Consider the following 19,036-nt stretch of genomic DNA (forward strand, 5'->3'; position numbering starts at 1 on the left):
GACTCTCTCGGCGGCGCTATTTTTGACGAACTGCGGTTCTCCACCAAAGCCTACGATAGCCCCACCGCTGCCTACGCCGCCACCTCCTTCAAAAACGATGGTTCCGACTACCTAGTGCGGAAAATTGAATATCAAGGGATTTCTAATATTGATACTACTGCTGTGCCTCCGACTTTCTTCTCTTACGGTTCATCTCCCGATCCTATTATTGATGGTGGTTCTGGACAGTTTACGATTAATCGGACTGGCGATACTTCGGTTTCGGCTTCGATCGACTATTTGATTGTTGCCCCTGGTAGTGATCAACCTGTGAACAACATAGACTACAACATTAGTCCATTTGCTGTGAATCCTTCGGGAGGCACGGTGAACTTTAATCCCGGTCAAACTAGCGTTAGTCTGACGATTAACAATCTTCCTGGTTTGGCTGGTGGGGTGGTGAATTTGGGGTTTGGCCCAGGTTCGATCAGCGCTCCGGCATCGACTGCAATTACTCTGCTTTAAAGCTGTTAGTAGGGCGAGAAATCCTTGCTCTACTAATATGTCCCGCAAGTAGTTAAATGCTTTGGTAGTGATGTACAGTAATGGTTTAATATTAAATCCACATAAATTTCCGAGGTAAAAGTATGGAATATCCTAATTGTCAAAACGAGTTTTTTATTAAAAATGGAAAGACTTATTAGGGGAAACAGCGATTTAAATGTAAAAATTGTACTCGTCAGTTTATTGATAATTTAAGTTATTAATGGCGCTCGCTGATTGGTTTTCTGGTGCTTGGTTTGGGTTGCTGCACCCTTGGTTTCTCAAGACCAATTTGAGGAAGCGGAGAGGGCGGTGAGGGCGCAGTTAGATTGAAGTCGCTAATATATCCCTACCAACACTCTTGGCGATCGTCCCCCGTTGCCACAATTTCCTCACTCTCAGCCGCTCCCCTTCTCATCGTCCATGCCAAGCTTATCAGCAGCCTCACAATCCAATGAATGCAGCACGCGCTCCACAGCGAGGAATTGTGTACTTTTCGCTGTTAGAGGTTTAAATGGTTAAACATTCAAATATTTAAATGTTTACAGACTGTCGTCGGGATTCAAATGCTGGAGGTATTGAGCGACCGACTTCTCCACCAGCTCGCTCATTTCCTGACCTGATTGTGCTGCTGCGGATTTAAGTTGGCGGTGCAGAAGTTTGGGGAGGTAAATGGTAGTACGAACAAAGTTGGGGTCTTTGCTTTTAGATAGCGTCACACTGGGTGAAAGGTCAGCTTCACCGGGCTTGAGTTTCTTGGCCTTTAGTAAGTAGCTAGACAAAATTAATTACATATTTTTCTACAAATTGTTTCAAGATTTTTTCCACAGATGCAACAAAAGTTGCCCAACTTTTGTAAGCAGATATATCAATCCATTCATACTTGATAAACCGCCCTAAAGTTTCAATTTAAATTAAATTTAGTTGACAAGAGTAAGAAGGTAACTCAAAAAGAGTAATATTACGTTGTTTCTACTCTTCAAGTTTGTAGACAATAGAATCACTGGTATGAATAGAAGCTTGATCTGTGACAATCACCGTTGGCTTATGTACTGTGGGGAAAAAAGCATCAATACAGGCAATAACCACATCAGAGTTAATACTTTGAGATGAAATATAAGTTTCAAGATGGTTATTTCGCTTCAGGATTCCTAGTACATTCATTCGCTGACTACGACGACTAGGAATTTTTAAATATTCTCCGATGTCCTGCCAACCATAGGGAACACAAGGAATCAAAGAAAATCCCGTTTCATCCAAGTAATATAAATCAATGTGACCCTCATCATCCAATCGCTTTAATTCTTCTAATTGTGCCTTTTTATCTTTATCTTCCTGGGAAGGAGGCTTTCCTGCCACTTTTTTACGAAGGAGATGCCAACTCATCTTCAGATTTTTTAGTATTCTTTGAATTGTGTTTGTACTAGGACGTATGCCCCAGGCCTCTTGAACTTTTTGGCTAACCGTTTTTAATTGCCTTGGTTCTTGTTTAGCCCACTCTTTAATTTGGGCTTTTTGCGAAGCGTTAAATAGTGGCTTAGAACCTCTTCCTGGTTTATTATAAAGTCCTACTATTCCCTCTAGTTCCTACCGATTGAACCAGTTATAGAGGGTCTTATAACTTATTTTAAAAATATTCATCAACTCTCTTTTTTTTACTCTTTGCGAAGCTAATATGAGGCAATGTGCTCGCGTGACGTACCTGATGATGTCTGCTTTGGCGATAAATTCGCTCTAGCAATTTAGACGAAAGAGGATTTATTTCCGTGATAAACATCATATGAAATTGTAATTAACTCATAATTTTGCCTGGAATATCATTCTACTATGTATTGGTGTAATTAATTCTGTCTAACTACTTAGCACCACCACACTACAATAAACTACATAAAAAAATACTCGGCTCTAACTGTAGCATATTTTGGGTTAAAGTTAAGATGCGTTTACCCTGCGGTTTCAACAGCCTAGTCCCTAAGTTTATATTGCTTCTTCCATCTTCCATCTTCCATCTTCCTTCTTCCTTCTGTTCTATCACGCAAAGCGAGGCAAAATATGTGCTAGGGAAGACTGTTGAAGTGGAATTTCTATCGCAAATTCTGCTCCTTTGCCCGGTTCCGAAAAGCACTTCAATGCGCCGCCGTGTTGGTTGACAACAATTTCATAGCTAATCGACAGTCCTAAACCCGTTCCTTGGCCGACAGGCTTAGTAGTAAAGAAAGGGTCAAACAACCGCTTGCGAACATCTTCTGTCATCCCCGGGCCGTTGTCAGAAATTTTAATTATTACCTTTTTTTTCTCAATTAACTCCGTGCGAATCCGAATCGTAGGAATCAGGCGGCTAGACTTAGAAATTGAGGATTGAGTCGTTGTACAAGACTGCTTTTGATCGCCTGAGTGGGAATTTTTAGGGGGTTTTTTATCGACATTTTCGTATTTATTAGACTCAACAATAGCGTAAATTGCATTAAGTAAAATATTCATAAATACCTGATTGAGCTGTCCGGGATAGCACTGCACCAGCGGCAAGTCGCTGTATTCTTTGTGAATTTCGATCGCCTCCTGCCCCGGTTTCCCTTTAAGCTGGCTTTGCAACAGCATAATCGTGTTGTTGATACCGTCGTGAATGTTGACCTGCTTCATTTCAGCTTCGTCTAATCTGCAAAAATTCCGCAGCGACAAAACGATGTCGCGCACTCTTTCTGCACCTTGCTGCATAGAATTTAAGACTTTCGGCAAGTCTTCTAGCAAATAATCGAGTTCGATTTTTTCGGCTTCCGCTTCAATTGCTGCGATGGGTTCGGGACAGTGCTGTCGGTAGATGTCGAGCATCCGCCTTAAACCTTGCGTGTACTCTTTAGCGTGGTGCAAATTGCTATAAATAAAGCCGATCGGATTGTTGATTTCGTGAGCTACTCCTGCTACTAACTGCCCCAAAGAAGACATTTTCTCTGTTTGAATTAGTTGAGTTTGAGTGCGCTGAAGTTCCAGCAGGGCAAGTTCGAGCTGTTGGGCTTGATGTCTCAATTGCGCTTGCGACTCGCGCATCGCCACGGTTGATAACTCGTGAATTTGCAACTGAGAAAGCAGCAGTTGGTGTACGTCTAAAAGTTTGTAAATTTCGGGTTCTACTTGTACTACAATTGGTTCGTGGATTAGTTCGGGCGATCGCTCCAAAGACTGCCGCACTGCCGTTATAATTGAGGTTTCGCGATCGAGAACCAACATATCAGTCTGAGTAAAGCGGTAGAGTATGAACAAAGGCTGTTGAGAAAATAACTCCAAACTGTAGGGGCGGCTCATGTGTTCAAAATAACGCCGCCGCGAAATCATCCCTATAAACTTTCCTTGCTGAGTGATGATGATGCCCGGAACTAAAGGGTTTGCTTGAAAAATTTTAGCAACTTCGTTCCCTGGACACTCAGATTCTAGGAGAAAGTCGTACAGGGTTAATTCCTGTAGAGTCGATCGCAAACCAAGCGGCGATTTCTGGGGACTCAACCCGTCCGTTTCATACACTGCTCCCTCCTTTGGTAATTGGCAGTTGCGGTTGGCTGCTGGAGTCTTGCCTACTATTTAGACAGCGTTTTTAACTTTTTTTATAGCTTAGTTATCAACTTCCCTCTGCTCCCTGGAATCCAGTTAATTCAGCAGGATTTTTTTTTCCTTAAATCATGCTGGTGTCCCCCGAAACGATATTGCAGGTTAGATTGATTTAACAGCAAATACCACTTTGAAACCTGACTATGTATTGAATTTTATATATCCAAGATTTTACTAATCCGAATATAACAGTCATAACTATTATTAATGTTTGATGACATTAATTTGGTTCAGATGGATAGACATCTGCGACCTGTGGCAGTACATTTCGTATTACCCCTTGCGTAAAATTATATTACAATAAGACAAGAATAGCGACAAATCCGCAACAGATAGCCCGATTTTAAAATTCAGGCGAAACAGGTTTCCGGCAATTGCTAATAAATCTCAATTGTCAGTTTTTTTGCACAAATGCCGATCGCACTCAACCCGAAGATTGTATTGTAGGTAGTCTCCGAGCCAGGGACAGCCGATGGCGAGCAATTTGTCAAGTTCGGCAGCTTATAGTTTAGCCGCATCGACACTCCCAAGCTTCACCGACGAAATTTTTCCTGGCAGATGCTAAAGTTGTGCGATCGCAACTCAAACTCACATTCCACACATCCGCTTAATGTGCCTTAAAAGTTTCCACAAAAGTACCGTCGGGCCACGAACTTGAGATTCAAACTCTCTCGCTGGCAAATCCGACACGGAGAATCAAGAGGAAGCAGAAAGAAATAATTCTATTTTACCCGACTTTTCCCCAGCTTCAACATCAATTTGAGGAAGTTGGTTTGGTTGCCATAATATTTCGATCATTATTATTTCTCCTCCCCCTTGATTTTAGGCAATTCTCATTAGAAACTCTAAGATGTTGATTTGAGGAACCTCGGGGGGTGGGGTTTGGTTGGGCGATCGCACTGAGCTAAATTGAAATGACATATGAAGAAAGTAAACGACGGTTTCCATGTGCGGTTTCCCGAACTAGAGGTGGTAATTGTATACACGGCGGGACGATCGTACTTTCAGTACAATGTCAGTATTTCAACCTGTACACCTGTTGAGTCTGAGGCTCAGAGAGTGTGAAAGTCGCTCTCATCCTTTCGTTGTCTGGATTCAAAGTTTTTCAATGGTTAGGCGGTGCGAGGGCCAGAAGCAGACAGTTAACTAAACGGCACAGGGAGATAGGGACAGATGGGATAAGCCCACAAGCGAGAGAGTGAAAGAATTTTCATCATCATACCTTCAGAAAATCACGACTGCAGCAGCAAGATCACCCAAAAGAATGATTGATTCAAAAAAGGTTGCATGTTATATTTCAATATAATTCTATAGAAAAATACTTTTACCTAAAAGGAAAACAAAAAATGGACACACCTACAGATCGCGCACAAGAACCAGTTGGGACAAGAGAGCTGGAATCAATACCTGTATCTGAAAAAGTTTCTGCTCAAAAAGTTGCTGAGGTTAATTTTGAAACGACTCCTTTAGAAACCCCTGCTTATACTCAGGAAAAAGTTAGCGTCGAGGAGGTAAAAATTAATGGCGACGATTTGGTTACTAAAGTTAAAGAATTGATTCACGAAGGAAATATCCGCCGCATCATTATCAAAAATGAAGAGGGACGGATCTTAGTAGAAGTTCCTCTGACGGTGGGAGTAGTCGGTGGAGTCATCGGTGCGGCCTTGTTTCCAGTCATTGCAGCAGTAGGAGCGATAGGTGCATTAGTAGCTCACATGACCATCATCATTGAAAGAACAGAATAAAAAAATTCAGTTGTTAGTAAGGCTCCTGTCCGGTTAAGATCCCGTAATAAAGCTTGTTGGTAGTGAGTACGACTATCCTCTCTTGATAGATGAGAAAAAACTTGTCTTTATTACTAAAAACTTAATTGTGGCTATCTAACCGGACTTAAACACATTTCAAGCACAAACGGGCTTTATAAATATAGAACTCCTAAATGAGTCGTAAAAAATTACGACTCATTTAGGAGTTCTATGATGCTTGCACAGCAAGCATTATAAATAACTCATTTAGCCGACATTCTTTGTTGAAGTCCGGCTAATCCTATGCCTTTGGGGACTTGGGAATCACTCTGGGGGTAGAGCCTGGTTAATACCTTAACGAGTTAGATTGGATACAAATGAAGGAAAAACCAAAAGTTCTCTAAACTCCCTAAGCCGAAAGCTGTTAAGCATTTAAACTCATGAGCAAAACACCCAACGCTTACACTTGAATCTTGACAGTAAATCGAAATAAGCGATTTAAATGCTCAACAGCTTAGCTCAAGTTTTCAAACCAGAGCATCTCCTACAGACAAATATTTTTTGAATAGTTGTGGCGAAGATAATTATGAAACCTAACGAAGAAAATAGCTCTAGCCGTGAAATTCATCAAGAAGTTCACACTGATGCAACTAACGGTCACGTCAGTACAACGCGAACTACTACAAGTGTTCCGAGTACAACGGGGAAGCCTTCTAAAGAAGCAGCTCATCACCAAGGTTATGTACAGGGTGAAATGGCGGAAAACCACCGCCAACTGGGAGTCCAAGAAGTCCGCGACAACCAGAATGCTGGTCGCGGGTTACTGTTAGGGATTCTTCTTGCTTCTTTGACAGGCTTAGTTCTGGGCAGTGTATATTACTTCAATCGGGGTGAGGAGGCTCCTACTCCTACTGCTGCTCCTGTGATTGTTGTACCGAAAGCGAATCAGCCTTCAGCAACACCAGCTCCGACTCGGACTATAGAGAGAGAAAAAACGATCATTCAAAAGATTGTTCCGGTTCCGGTTCAACCATCTCCTGTTCAAAAGGCAAATCCGGCTCCTCAACCAAGTCCAGCTCAACAGGCAAATCCCGCTCCTCAAGCAAGTCCGGCTCCCAATATCAATATTACAATTCCAAATTCACAGCAGCAAGATGCACCCGCTCAGGAAGCAGCGCCGTCTCCATCTTCGTCGTCAAATAATACAAATACTACGGTTCCGACTCCGCAGAATGAGCCAGATTCCACTCCATCAACTCCAGCACCTGAGAGTTCAGCTACTCCATCTCCAACTCAAGATGAGGGCGCTCCTGGAGCAGGTACGAGCGGCGAAACTAATACCGAAAGCCGGAGCGATTCTAATCCTACGGATACCGCTGTACCTGAGAGCAACTCCGGCGCAGAGGGTGCGACTGGTTCACCACAATAGAAGTTGGATGTCGAATTAGTCCGCCAGAGGTTCAAACCTCAGACTGATAGCTAAAGTCCTTTAAAGGTGATATCTGGCACCATTCTCAAGAACAGGCTAATTGAAAATGGTGCAACATCTGAGTTAAAGAGGACTTTTTTTATGGTTTAAACTGAAATCTTGCACCCTTATCAATAAGCCTGCTATAGGCGGGATCTCCTGCCCAACCCCTACTCCCCAAAAGAAAACTAATTCTTTGTGGAAAAGGTCCCAGATCCCGTTATTGAGAATGGTGCAACATCTCAGACTAACCGGACATTGTGGCTGAACTCAAGAAACCGGGTTTGTGCGATGGAAAACGTTTTAAGATTGTGCCAACCTATCCTAAGAAACAGTTTGGTGAACTAATTTAACTTTCCCTAAAGCCGTCTTCCTGCTGTCAAAGAGTTTCATCACGCCGGAGGAGATGGTCTCGATGACATCGGGAGCGCAGTAAGAGAGAAACTCTTCCGAGGAAGTAGGATCTGCAAAAAACTCTTGAGCTTTCTTCAAAAAGTTTTCTGTTTCAGCAAAGCCGATAGATTTGATAATAAACGTAGAAACCGGGGAGTTTTTAATATCATAGCGCGATTCTTGATTGCGTCCTATTTCTAGCAGGTCTAACACTTCTCTTTGCAACTGACTGTCTAAGGGGTAGGCGCTCTGTCGGTTGGGCAAGTAATCCTCCAAAACCGAGGTTTTAAATCCTGGTGTGCGTAATTCTCCCATCATAGTTGAAAGCGGAATATCGCGCCCCAAACGATAGGAAAGAGCTTCTAAAATGGCGATGGTAATTAGCTTGACCCCCAGATAAAGTTTAGCAACTTCGATATTTTTGCGAGTTCGGGCAATCAGGTTAGCGTAGGTTTCATCGTCCGGCTCTTGCCTAAACTGCTGGAAAACCAGTTCTGGTTTGAGGAAGTTCAAAAATCCTTCCATTTTTTGCAGAGACCTGCGATATCCGGCAACAGTATAGGAATTAACATTGGTCAACTCGTGGTTGGTTTCTGGCATCAAATTCCAGGTATTGTCTAAGAAATTAGAGGAATTTCGAGAGGCAAAATTTTCGACATCTCTATTGGCTAACCTGACAGCACGCTTGACAATTTCTACGGTTTGGCCATTGCTCCATCCAAAGTTAAAATCGCGATTTATACTTACCAAACGCTCGTGCAAAAGTTCGATCGCGCTCAAACCACTGGGCGAAACCGGGCGGAAAGGAATAGTAGCCTCAATGCAAGCTGTTATCTCAGCGATCGTACTAGCTGGCAAAAAAGGCTCCAAACATTTGGCAGCAATAACAGCACTCAAAAATTCGTTTTGGCCGGCAAACGGAGAGAGAGTCTTGCCGGGAATAAACCCAAAGACTGAGGCCACTAGATGATACATGGCATCGTCGGGCAGTTCGGTTTCATCTCTAATAACTAACTGCGATCGCACCTCTTTGACAAAAGGACAAAGGGCGCTGCTAATATTGAAACTAACGCCCTGATCGACTTGCACGTACACGAGGTCGTGAAACAGCGCAGCCAGCACCTCGATCGGATCGACTGACCCCCCGACCTCAAAAATGTGTTCCGACGTGTGAAAGTAGCGCCAAGGCCCTCTCATCGTTTGAATGATTAGCTCAGCTATCTGCTCCAGCTTTGGAATGTCTACTCGACCTCCCAATTGCTCGATCGAGCTTACCAAGCAATCCAAGCACCGTTTTTGTTCTGCCAAAAGCTCCATTTACACACCTCCAGTGCATTCCCTGATTGTCTTGCGCTTGATTGCATGGTATCAAAACGCGCTGCGATCGTGCCATGATTCGTCACTCAAAAATCTTAAATTTTAGGGTGATACAGGGAGAGGGGGCCAGGGAAAGAGGAAGAGGGAGGAAGAGGGAGGGAGAGCGAGGGAGAGCGAGAGCGGGAAATTAAATATTAAAAATTCTGCCGTTGTGAAGATTCGCGCAACTTGGGTGATCGGTATCATAAATTACAGTAAAAATGACAAAAAGTGGGTAAAAAATTGATTAATTTTTGATGAAATTATGAGGGATTTTTGACAAAAGCTGGGGGTGGGTGGCATTGACACCAGCTTCAAGCTGCGGTGGTATAGAGACTGCGTGTGGCCTCAGAATAAGATTCGTAGACGTGCTGATAAAACTCTTGATATTTGCGCTGATACACTTCTGTTGATTAGCTTTCGGGCATTTGGTCTAAAGCTTCCTCGATCGCCACTTTAACTGCTGCCTTGGTTTGCTGTCCCCTCCCCCAATATAACACTAACAGAACTTACGCAACTGTCACAAGTGCTCCTGGCACCATGCAGCACAAAATCAGACAACAAACATGGGAGCATCGGCGCGTTTCACGGGCTCAATCAAATAATTGGACAACATCAATCGAGCTTAAATACCCCCTTAATCCCTTAGTCCCCCTCGGCTGGGAATTCGTATGTTTAGAAACGATTTAAATCGCCGAATCAACTGTTAGATTCCCAAGTTATTTAAGAAGTCGGGTATCGGGGTATTGTGTCTTTGGAGCCGTTGCTGACTTACTGCATCCGATCGATCGTCCGATACTGCACCGCCTCCCCCACATGATTCGTTTTCAAGCTTTCATCCCCCGACAAATCAGCAATAGTTCTAGCAACCTTCAAAATGCGATCGCTTGCCCTCGCCGAAAGCCCCAATTTCTGAATCGCCATCTCCAATAAATTCCGAGAAGCGTCATCCAACTGACACCATTTGTTAATGTGACTGCTTTGCATCTCCGCATTACAGCGCAAACTAGATTCCGACTGAAAACGGCGAGTAGCAAGCTCTCGCGCCCGCTGCACCCTCACCCGCACCGGTTCCGACTCCTCTCCCGTCGGCTGTCGCGTAATTTCCTCGGGTTTCAAACGATTAACCGCCACTTGCAAATCAATCCGATCCATCAAAGGCCCCGACAGTTTAGCCCAATATTGCTCTCTCTTTTGCGGCGAACAAGTACACTGTTGAATCGAATCGCCATAGTAACCGCAAGCACAAGGATTCGTACTTGCAACTAAAGTGAATTGAGCCGGAAACATCACCGATTGTCTAGTTCGAGAAATCGTCACATAACCATCTTCCAGCGGTTGTCGCAAAAACTCCAAAACATCTCTTTTAAACTCAGTTAATTCATCGAGAAAAAGTATGCCGCGATGTGCTAAAGAAATTTCACCCGGACGCGGAAAACTGCCGCCACCTACCAAAGAAGGGCCTGATGCCGAATGGTGAGGACTGCGAAAAGGTCGATCGCCCACCAAGCTTCCCTTATCCTTCAACAACCCCGCCACCGAATGAATCTGAGTTACATCCAAAGCTTCATCAAAAGTCAGCGGCGGCAAAATACCCGGCAAACGCCTCGCCAACATAGTCTTACCGCTCCCTGGCGGCCCCACAAAAATTAAATTGTGTCCCCCCGCAGCCGCAATTTCCAAAGCCCGCCGCGCGTGAATTTGCCCCTTTACATCCTTTAAATCTAAACCCGGAAACCGCGTTTTTGCTAACTCTTCTCGACCGTTTACTTCTACAGGCGAATAAGCTTCAGGATTGTTCAAAAAATCAGTAACTGCAAAAATATTCTCAAAACCATAAACAGATATTCCGTGCACCAAAGCCGCTTCTTGCGCGTTACCAGCCGGTACAACCAACCCTGAAATACCCATTTTTTGAGCAGCAGCGGCGATCGGCAAAACCCCAGCCACAGGCCGCAAACTCCCATCTAAAGAAAGTTCCCCTAAAAACAAATAATCTCCCAAAAGTTCAGCGCTGACTTGTTCCGATGCTGCTAAAATGCCAATGGCGATCGGCAAATCAAAACTCGGCCCCTCCTTTCGCAAATCCGCCGGAGTCAAATTAATCACAATACTCCGCATCGGAAAACCATATCCCGAATTTTTTAGGGTAGCCTTAACTCTTTCTTTAGCTTCTTGCACCGCAGAATCTGGCAACCCCACAACCACAATTTTCGGTAGCCCCCCCGACACATCAGCCTCAACACCAACCTTTACCGCGTCAATTCCAACGATCGATGCACTCCACACCCTAGCAAGCATTTTTCTTTATCCTTAATTTGCCTGTCCTTGATTCATCATCTATTATGATTAACAATGACTAATGAATATCGGAAGAGGCAAGAAAAACTTTTCCTTGCCTCTTCTTTTTCTCATCTTCCTTCTCTCCTGCTGGGTCTTCCCTCTTCCCTCTTCCCGACATCCGTTACATCCGTTACATCCGTTACATCCATTACATCCCGTACATTGCTCGTTGCCGAACTTCGTTAACACCCATGACAACTCAAGAAACGCTTTTCAGCAAAATCATCCGCAAAGAGATTCCGGCAGACATCGTTTATGAAGACGACTTGGCCCTCGCGTTTAGAGATATCCATCCGCAAGCGCCCGTCCACATTCTCGTCATTCCCAAACAGCCTATTGCCAAATTAGCCGATGCCGAGTCGGAAGATCATGCTCTCATGGGACACTTGCTGCTGACTGTCAAACGGGTAGCAGAACAACTGGGACTTAGCAACGGCTATCGCGTCGTCATTAATAGTGGCAGCGACGGCGGCCAAACTGTAGACCACCTGCACCTTCACATTCTCGGCGGTCGGCAGATGAAGTGGCCCCCAGGCTAAAGCCTAATTTTTACGCAGAACTTACGGACTCATCCTCAGAAGCTCGGTTTATTTCTATTGCCAAGCGCCTTAGAAACCGGGTTTCTTTTTTCGTCAATAAACCCGGTTGATTGGAGATTATTGAGAATGCAGCCCGATGATCGCACGATAAACCTGGTTTTTAGTATTCTCCCGATACAAATTTACCCTCGCAGAATCCACCGGTTATATGTGAATTAATATTAAAAATCATCTCTTCACGACCTAATTAAGAAATATTTAAATAGAAAGAGAATCGACCTGAACAAAAATAATGTGCTTTAACTGCTGAACCAACCTACAGGCAATAGATTCTGTTCTTGTGGTCGCTGTATGTAACCCCTTGAATGTGTAATTTTAATTTGTAAAAAACTACAAATATTTACGAAATATCAAATTATTGTAAAAGTTTGTAAAATGTTTAAATTGTCAACAGTAATCCCTTGGCAAACTTTAGTGAATAGTGTTACTAATATAAGCGTGGGGCATCCCCACAACGAACCTTGAAAATTCAATTAAGCCATCATAAACCAAATGACAACAACCGTACAGCGTCGCGAAAGCGGCAACGTTTGGGAACGGTTCTGCGAGTGGGTAACTAGCACTGACAACCGGATTTACATCGGTTGGTTCGGCGTCTTGATGATTCCCACCTTGCTGAGTGCCACCATTTGCTACATCATCGCCTTCATCGCTGCTCCTCCAGTAGACATCGACGGCATCCGCGAACCAGTTGCTGGTTCCTTGATGTACGGCAACAACATCATTACTGGTGCTGTTGTTCCTTCATCGAATGCGATCGGGCTTCACTTCTATCCCATCTGGGAAGCAGCTTCCCTCGATGAATGGTTGTACAACGGCGGCCCCTACCAATTGGTAGTTTTTCACTTCCTCATTGGCGTTTTCTGCTACATGGGTCGTGAATGGGAATTGTCCTACCGTTTAGGTATGCGTCCTTGGATCTGCGTCGCTTACTCTGCACCAGTTGCAGCAGCCACCGCAGTATTCTTGATTTACCCGATCGGACAAGGCAGCTTTTCTGACGGTATGCCCTTGGGTATCTCCGGCACATTCAACTTCATGATCGTGTTCCAAGCCGAGCACAACATCCTGATGCACCCCTTCCATATGTTGGGAGTTGCTGGTGTCTTTGGCGGTGCTCTGTTCTCCGCCATGCACGGTTCCTTGGTAACATCTTCTTTGGTTCGCGAAACAACCGAAACTGAATCTTTGAACTACGGTTACAAATTCGGTCAAGAAGAAGAAACCTACAACATCGTTGCAGCCCACGGCTACTTCGGTCGGTTAATCTTCCAATACGCGAGCTTTAACAACAGCCGTTCTTTGCACTTCTTGTTAGGTGCATGGCCAGTTGTCGGTATCTGGTTTACCTCTTTGGGTATTTCCACGATGGCGTTTAACTTGAACGGTTTCAACTTCAACCAATCGGTTATCGACTCGCAAGGTCGCGTCATCAACACTTGGGCTGATGTGATCAACCGCGCTAACTTGGGTATGGAAGTAATGCACGAGCGCAACGCTCACAACTTCCCCCTCGACTTGGCCGCCGGTGAAGTCACCCCAGTAGCAATGGTTGCTCCTTCCATCAACGGCTAAATTTAGCTTTTGATTTAACAAAAAGCGCTCCTAGAAATAGGGGCGCTTTTTGTTTTGGCAAGTAGAATTTGAGAGATTTTTTTCTGTTAAATCCGTTAAATCCGTTAAATCCCATACCCTGCGCCTTGCCGAACTTCCCGATCTATCTGATATATTGATTAAGAATTATTATTTGTGGCAATCATCAAAGTGGCGATATTTAACAGGCACAAATTTGAAAAACTCGTGGTTAATAAATCCAAAACATTAGCCTGGGCGATCGCATTTTTGAGCGGCATTTTGATGGCATTGACAACCGCACCAGTAAATGCTTGGCTATTGGCTTGGGTAGCATTAGCTCCTGTGTGGATTTTGGTTGTTAGTTATGAAAGGCCTCTTCAAGAAGTAAAACAACCAAAATTTTTCCTTCTTCCTGCTTCCTTCTTCCTTTTTCCTTCACTCTGGGGAATTGGCTATCACGGATTAGCTTTATCTTGGATTATGGGAATTCACCCGATGACTTGGTTGGGAGTTCCTTGGTGGCCGAGTTTGGCGATCGCACTTTTTTGCTGGGCATTCATCACCCTCTGGGGAGCAGCCTTAGTCGCCGTTTGGGCGTGGCTATTTGTAATTCTCAACTCCCTAAATTTACCAGACAAAAATCCTATTCTTATTCTTAACTCCCCCCCTTTACAAGGGGGGGCTGCGGGGGGTAAAGCTCAATTTTCAGCATTAACTCGCGTTTTAATTGGCACAGCTTTGTGGTGTGCCTTAGAAAGTATTTGGAGTACAGGTTCGCTGTGGTGGACATCCCTATCATATACGCAAAGCCCGCACAATTTAGCAATATTGCACCTCGGTCAACTCTCCGGACCTAGCGCAGTAACAGCCGCTCTTGTAGCAGTAAATGGCTTAATTGCCGAAGCTTTTATTGAAGGAAGAAAGAAGAAGGAAGAAGCAAGAAGGAAGAATTGGATTGCTTATATTTTGCCGCCTAGTTTGTGTTTAGTTTTGCATATTGCAGGATGGAGCTTATACAACCGCCCTTTAAATCAAGAAGCTGCAAGCGCTTTAAAGATTGGCATTATTCAAGGCAATATTCCTAACGAGATTAAGTTTGATTCAGGGGGCTGGGGGCGCGCTTTGGAAGGTTACACAACTGGATACAAACAGTTAGCAGATACGAAAGTCGATGCTGTGTTAATTCCAGAGACGGCTTTGCCTTTTATCTGGACAAATGAGTATCAGCGTTCTACTCTTTCTTTTTATCAAGCTATTCTCGATCGCGGCGTTGTGGCTTGGGTGGGAGGATTCGGACAGCAAGAGAATAGTATCACTAACAGCTTATTGGCGATCGATCGCACTGGAGAAATTGTCGGCCGCTACGATAAACTAAAGCTAGTGCCTTTAGGCGAATATATCCCTTTTTATGAAATCTTAGGCGGGATTATTAATCGGCTTTCTCCCTTAGATGCTCATTTAGTACCCGGCAATTCTAAACAATTGTTTGATACGCCATTTGGCCGCGCCATTGTCGGAATTTGTTACGATTCGGCGTTTGCGGAAATTTTCCGATATCAGGCGGCGAATGGAGGCGAATTTATGATCACCGCTTCCAACAATGCCCATTACAAACCGCCCATGTTGGATCAACATCATGCTCTCGATGTAATGCGAGCAATTGAAACTGATAGATGGGCAGCTATCGCAACTAATACGGGTTACTCTGCTTTTGTAAATCCTCGCGGCGAGACGGTTTGGAAGTCGAGAATTAATACCTATGAAGTCCGAGATGCTACTATTTATCGCCGACAAACTCAAACTTTGTACGTGCGGTGGGGAGATTGGCTGACACCTGTATTGTTAGTATTGGCTGGGTTAATGCGGTTTATTGTTAAAAATTAACCCCAAGCTTTTAGATTTTAGATTTTATCTACCATCTAAAATCTAAAATCTAAAATCTAAAATGGAATGACTTTACTTATCTTTCACCTGTTCGTGAACGCTAGGAGATAAAGAAATTAAATCGTCGATATTGCGCTGCATGGCAGCACAAATATTGTCCAAAGGCAAATCATTAGCATCGTGTCCGAAGGGATTTTCTATTTCAATGCCGATTTCTTCGATGCCGAACAAAGTAAAACTAATTAAAGCCACAATAGGGCCGGTTCCCCAAGTCAAATCGTTTACCATTTGAAAGGGCAGTGCTAAACAGTAAAGCAACAATAATTGTTTCAGGTGAATCGCGTAAGCCAAAGGGATAGGCGTCTTCAAAATCCGCTCGCAGCCGCCTAATACATCAATCATAGAGTTGAGCAATTGATTCATACCTGTTAACTGATAAACATCCACGCAATTGCGCTCGTACTGCTCGTGCATATAATCCTCAATCCAAAAGGCAATCTCTAGGGGCGGATTGTTCATTGATTTGAGCTTGTGGTACTGCGCTGGGGACATTAACGGCTCCAACTCTGGATTGACTGATTGTTGCCGCAAGTGCAGTTTCATCGCCACTGCAAAGGCAGGTAACAGGCGCAGGGCTGACTTTTTTAAGTCTATATCCTGCGGGTCTTTTTCCTCAATTGCTACCCAGATTTGGCGCGCCAAATTGCGGACGTTGTTGACTAAAGTTCCCCACATTTTTCGACCTTCCCAAAATCTTTCGTAGGCTGTATTTGTCCGAAAAACTAACAGTAAACCCAGGACAATACTCGGTACAATACTCGACAAAATTGGCATGGACACCGGCAACTTTAAAAAGTGCAGCAGGGAAATAAAAACTCCAAAGCCGCCGCACAGCAAAACGCGGGGCAAAATTGAGGGAATGACAGACCCCCGAACCTGTAATGCAATTTTAAACCAACGTGGTCGATCGCCACTCATGCAAGTCTCCTCATTAAATTAAATTAACCTCGCCCTAGCACGGGCGGCGCAAATGCCTGGTAAACTTAGTTCTTCTGCTCCCGCCAGTCGATTTGAGATTCGAGATTTTAGATTGACTCCACAGATAAATCTGGGGCGTTTGAACTAGGGTCTAAAATTTTTTGGTCTTCACGACTGCTAGCAGGGCTTATATCCCTATTTGGGTGGGGTGAGAGCTTCCAAAAAAAGCTTTCCTACAAACAACCTTTGGATTTTACCCAAAAAACTCATCTTTAGGCTCAATTTAAAATCTAAAATCTACAATTGATTGACGCAGTGACTTAATTCGGTAAGATTAACTATGTATATTTAAACCTCAGCTTCCGTGCAAGAGATACCGACATCTGTGCCTCCGCATTTTCACCGCTTGCCAAACCAACGGTGGCAAATTTATTCGCCTCAAACACAGCAAGCCGAACAGTTTGCCGCCGAAATCGGTTTGTCGCCTTTGCTGGCACAGGTGCTGATTAACCGGGGCATCGATTCTCTGAAACAAGTGCAAGGGTTTATCGAACCGGAATCTCTGGTTTTGCCCGCGCCAATGGATGAGTTTCCAGATTTGGCTGCGAGTGTCAAACTGTTGCGGGAAGCGATTTCGGGAGGGCAAAAAATTGCGATTTGCGGCGACTACGATGCTGACGGGATGACGAGTACGGCTTTGTTGTTACGCGCTCTGAGGCTGCTGGGGGCGAATGTGGATTATGCTATTCCCAGCCGGATGCGAGAAGGTTATGGGATTAACGATCGCATTGTAGAAGAATTTCACTCGGAAGGTGTCGCTCTCATTCTCACTGTTGACAACGGAATTGCAGCCTACGGCCCCGTTGCTAGAGCGCGAGAACTCGGTGTCAAAGTTATTATTACAGACCACCACGATTTGCCGCCAAAACTGCCGCCGGCAGATGCTATTCTCAACCCAAAATTAATTGCAGAATCTTCACCTTATCGCGGTTTGGCTGGTGTAGGCGTTGCTTATGTTTTGGCGATTACTTTGGCTCAGGATATGCAGAAAGTGGGCGGGTTGGTGAATCCGCTGCTGGAGTTATTTACGTTGGGAACTATTGCGGATTTAGCACCTTTGACAGGAGTTAATCGGCGCTGGGTAAAGCGTGGTTTACGGCTGTTGCCTCACTCGCAATTTGCGGGTATTCAGGCTTTGATTCAGGTGGCGGGAGTGCAGCCGGGAAGTGCGGAAAGTCCCTCAATTCTCAACGCGCAAAATAAAACTAAGAATTCCTTAAAGCCTGAAGATATTGGTTTTAGGCTGGGACCCCGGATTAATGCTGTAGGGCGGCTGGCCGATCCTCAAATTGTGATAGAGTTGCTGACTACGGACGATCGCGAATTGGCTCTGAAAAATGCGATGCAGTGCGAACAAATCAATCAGCGCAGGCAGGAGTTGTGCCAGGAAATTGAGCAGGAAGCAATTGCTTGGTGCGAGGAAAAGGCGATCGACTTGCAGCAAGAACGAGTTTTAGTTGTCGTGCAACCGGGTTGGCACCACGGGGTGATCGGGATTGTAGCTTCTCGGTTGGTGGAACGCTACGGCGTACCTGTGTTTATTGGTACTTTTGAGGATGAGGCTGGCGAAAACGAGGCTGTAGGGACGGTCGCCCATAAAATTGTCCGGGGTTCGGCGAGGGGAATTCCTGAGTTTAATGTATTTGACGGGCTGAATTTTTGCGCGGATTTATTAACTAAATTTGGCGGACACAAAGCGGCTGGCGGTTTTTCTATGCCGGCCCAGAATCTCGAACAATTCCGCAATCAACTGTCAATTTTTGCCAATCAATGCTTGCAGCCGGAACACCTAAAACCGCTGGTTTCAGTTGACGTGCGAGCAGATTTGGCTGAGATTAATCTCGACCTTTACCGACAAATTGATGCTCTGGAACCTTGCGGAATTGAAAATAAGGCTCCTGTCTTTTGGACGCCTAATGTTTGCATAACTGAACAGAAAATTGTTGGTAAAGGAGGTCATGTTAAACTAACTGCAACTCAAGATGGAAAAGTATCGGGTAGTGTGAAGGCGATTGCTTGGCGTTGGGGGGAATATTTTCCTTTGCCTCGGCGGGTTGATATTGCTTACCGATTGCGGGAAAATAGTTTTAATGGCAAGACATCAGTGGAGTTAGAATTGTTGGGCGTTCGGCTGCCTGCCAATGCTGCTACTTCCAGACCGCCGAGGTTCGGAAAAGTTGAGTTTGATTATTGCGATCGCACTTATTCTTGCAGTCTGTCTCCTGCAGGCTCGATCGAGGAATTGAGAATTCGCAACTCTCAAGGGCAAGTTCTGGCTGTTTCACCCGGACAAAACATCGGTTTGTTAGGTAACTCCCGCAAAGATGCTAGAGAAGTCGATGTATCTCTACCTTTTTTTGAGAATTTGATTCAAACTGCTAAACACGCCCTGGGTATTTGATAACTCGGTATTTGATAAAAAATTTCGTGCATTATGGAAAATTGGCGATCGAGCGTTGTGAATTTTGAATAATTTAAAACTCAAAACTCCCAACTCTCGATCGCCCCGGAGC

The 19,036-nt window shown here is 44.5% G+C and carries 12 protein-coding genes and 3 pseudogenes; 9 read left to right on the plus strand and 6 right to left on the minus strand.

The genetic code is table 11. From position 1 onward, the window contains the following. Both QUB25_RS27110 and QUB25_RS29925 read left to right on the plus strand, forming a co-directional pair. A pseudogene (locus QUB25_RS27110) lies at positions 1-504 on the plus strand (hypothetical protein); the annotation flags it as partial. 179 nt (positions 505-683) lie between these two features. Further along, positions 684-746 (plus strand): annotated as a pseudogene (locus QUB25_RS29925) (IS1/IS1595 family N-terminal zinc-binding domain-containing protein); the annotation flags it as partial. Positions 747-1,064: 318 nt separating this feature from the next. On the opposite strand, the gene QUB25_RS27115 reads toward QUB25_RS29925, so the two are convergent. The 3 genes and pseudogenes from QUB25_RS27115 to QUB25_RS27125 form a co-directional block, all read right to left on the minus strand. Further along, positions 1,065-1,304 (minus strand): CopG family transcriptional regulator, encoded by a 240-nt coding sequence (locus QUB25_RS27115; RefSeq protein WP_333188167.1) that lies wholly within the window; start codon positions 1,302-1,304, stop codon positions 1,065-1,067. Then, a pseudogene (locus QUB25_RS27120) lies at positions 1,297-2,302 on the minus strand (IS630 family transposase). Before QUB25_RS27120 ends, QUB25_RS27115 begins: the two are co-directional and overlap by 8 nt. A gap of 251 nt (positions 2,303-2,553) precedes the next feature. Next, positions 2,554-4,038, minus strand: a complete 1,485-nt coding sequence (locus QUB25_RS27125; protein WP_333188169.1) for an ATP-binding protein — start codon at positions 4,036-4,038, stop codon at positions 2,554-2,556. Positions 4,039-5,043: 1,005 nt separating this feature from the next. Between QUB25_RS27125 and QUB25_RS27130 the strand changes: the two genes are divergently transcribed. The 3 genes from QUB25_RS27130 to QUB25_RS27140 all read left to right on the plus strand — a co-directional run bounded on the left by QUB25_RS27130 (position 5,044) and on the right by QUB25_RS27140 (position 7,296). Beyond that, the gene (locus tag QUB25_RS27130; protein WP_333063790.1) at positions 5,044-5,187 is read left to right on the plus strand and encodes a hypothetical protein; all 144 of its coding nucleotides are present in this window, start codon (positions 5,044-5,046) and stop codon (positions 5,185-5,187) included. A 281-nt stretch (positions 5,188-5,468) separates the two neighbouring features. Next, complete coding sequence (locus tag QUB25_RS27135) at positions 5,469-5,867, plus strand: DUF4342 domain-containing protein (RefSeq protein WP_333063792.1); 399 nt, start codon at positions 5,469-5,471, stop codon at positions 5,865-5,867. A 586-nt stretch (positions 5,868-6,453) separates the two neighbouring features. Next, positions 6,454-7,296: a hypothetical protein gene (locus QUB25_RS27140; protein WP_333188172.1), complete on the plus strand. Its 843-nt coding sequence runs from the start codon at positions 6,454-6,456 to the stop codon at positions 7,294-7,296. 363 nt (positions 7,297-7,659) lie between these two features. Here QUB25_RS27140 and QUB25_RS27145 read toward each other — a convergent pair whose 3' ends face one another. After that, positions 7,660-9,045, minus strand: a complete 1,386-nt coding sequence (locus QUB25_RS27145) for a hypothetical protein (protein WP_333063795.1) — start codon at positions 9,043-9,045, stop codon at positions 7,660-7,662. 810 nt (positions 9,046-9,855) lie between these two features. Next, entirely contained in the window at positions 9,856-11,385 is a 1,530-nt protein-coding gene (locus tag QUB25_RS27150) for a YifB family Mg chelatase-like AAA ATPase (protein WP_333188176.1), read from the minus strand. Between the two features lie 233 nt (positions 11,386-11,618). Between QUB25_RS27150 and QUB25_RS27155 the strand changes: the two genes are divergently transcribed. The 3 genes from QUB25_RS27155 to lnt all read left to right on the plus strand — a co-directional run bounded on the left by QUB25_RS27155 (position 11,619) and on the right by lnt (position 15,485). After that, complete coding sequence (locus QUB25_RS27155; RefSeq protein ID WP_172188364.1) at positions 11,619-11,966, plus strand: histidine triad nucleotide-binding protein; 348 nt, start codon at positions 11,619-11,621, stop codon at positions 11,964-11,966. A gap of 552 nt (positions 11,967-12,518) precedes the next feature. Then, positions 12,519-13,601, plus strand: a complete 1,083-nt coding sequence (gene psbA / locus QUB25_RS27160; protein ID WP_333063797.1) for a photosystem II q(b) protein — start codon at positions 12,519-12,521, stop codon at positions 13,599-13,601. Between the two features lie 282 nt (positions 13,602-13,883). Continuing rightward, a complete protein-coding gene (lnt, locus tag QUB25_RS27165) occupies positions 13,884-15,485 on the plus strand; it encodes an apolipoprotein N-acyltransferase (protein ID WP_333188200.1) in 1,602 nt (533 codons plus the stop codon). Positions 15,486-15,557: 72 nt separating this feature from the next. On the opposite strand, the gene QUB25_RS27170 is transcribed toward lnt, so the two are convergent. Further along, the gene (locus tag QUB25_RS27170; protein ID WP_333188180.1) at positions 15,558-16,463 is read right to left on the minus strand and encodes a bestrophin family ion channel; all 906 of its coding nucleotides are present in this window, start codon (positions 16,461-16,463) and stop codon (positions 15,558-15,560) included. A gap of 364 nt (positions 16,464-16,827) precedes the next feature. Here QUB25_RS27170 and recJ point away from each other — a divergent pair, with 364 nt between their 5' ends. Continuing rightward, positions 16,828-18,924 carry a single-stranded-DNA-specific exonuclease RecJ gene (gene recJ, locus QUB25_RS27175; RefSeq protein WP_333188182.1) on the plus strand — a complete coding sequence of 699 codons (2,097 nt, stop codon included), beginning with the start codon at positions 16,828-16,830 and terminating at the stop codon, positions 18,922-18,924. Positions 18,925-19,036 lie beyond the last annotated feature (112 nt).

Source organism: Microcoleus sp. B3-D7, from assembly GCF_036705305.1.
Taxonomy (GTDB): Bacteria; Cyanobacteriota; Cyanobacteriia; order Cyanobacteriales; family Microcoleaceae; genus Microcoleus.

Coding starts and splice junctions, on each gene's coding strand:
- QUB25_RS27130 (WP_333063790.1), top strand. CDS start 5,044: ATGAAGAAAGTAAACGACGGTTTCCATGTGCGGTTTCCCGAACTAGAG.
- QUB25_RS27135 (WP_333063792.1), top strand. CDS start 5,469: ATGGACACACCTACAGATCGCGCACAAGAACCAGTTGGGACAAGAGAG.
- QUB25_RS27140 (WP_333188172.1), top strand. CDS start 6,454: ATGAAACCTAACGAAGAAAATAGCTCTAGCCGTGAAATTCATCAAGAA.
- QUB25_RS27145 (WP_333063795.1), bottom strand. CDS start 9,045: ATGGAGCTTTTGGCAGAACAAAAACGGTGCTTGGATTGCTTGGTAAGC.
- QUB25_RS27150 (WP_333188176.1), bottom strand. CDS start 11,385: ATGCTTGCTAGGGTGTGGAGTGCATCGATCGTTGGAATTGACGCGGTA.
- QUB25_RS27155 (WP_172188364.1), top strand. CDS start 11,619: ATGACAACTCAAGAAACGCTTTTCAGCAAAATCATCCGCAAAGAGATT.
- psbA (WP_333063797.1), top strand. CDS start 12,519: ATGACAACAACCGTACAGCGTCGCGAAAGCGGCAACGTTTGGGAACGG.
- lnt (WP_333188200.1), top strand. CDS start 13,884: ATGGCATTGACAACCGCACCAGTAAATGCTTGGCTATTGGCTTGGGTA.
- QUB25_RS27170 (WP_333188180.1), bottom strand. CDS start 16,463: ATGAGTGGCGATCGACCACGTTGGTTTAAAATTGCATTACAGGTTCGG.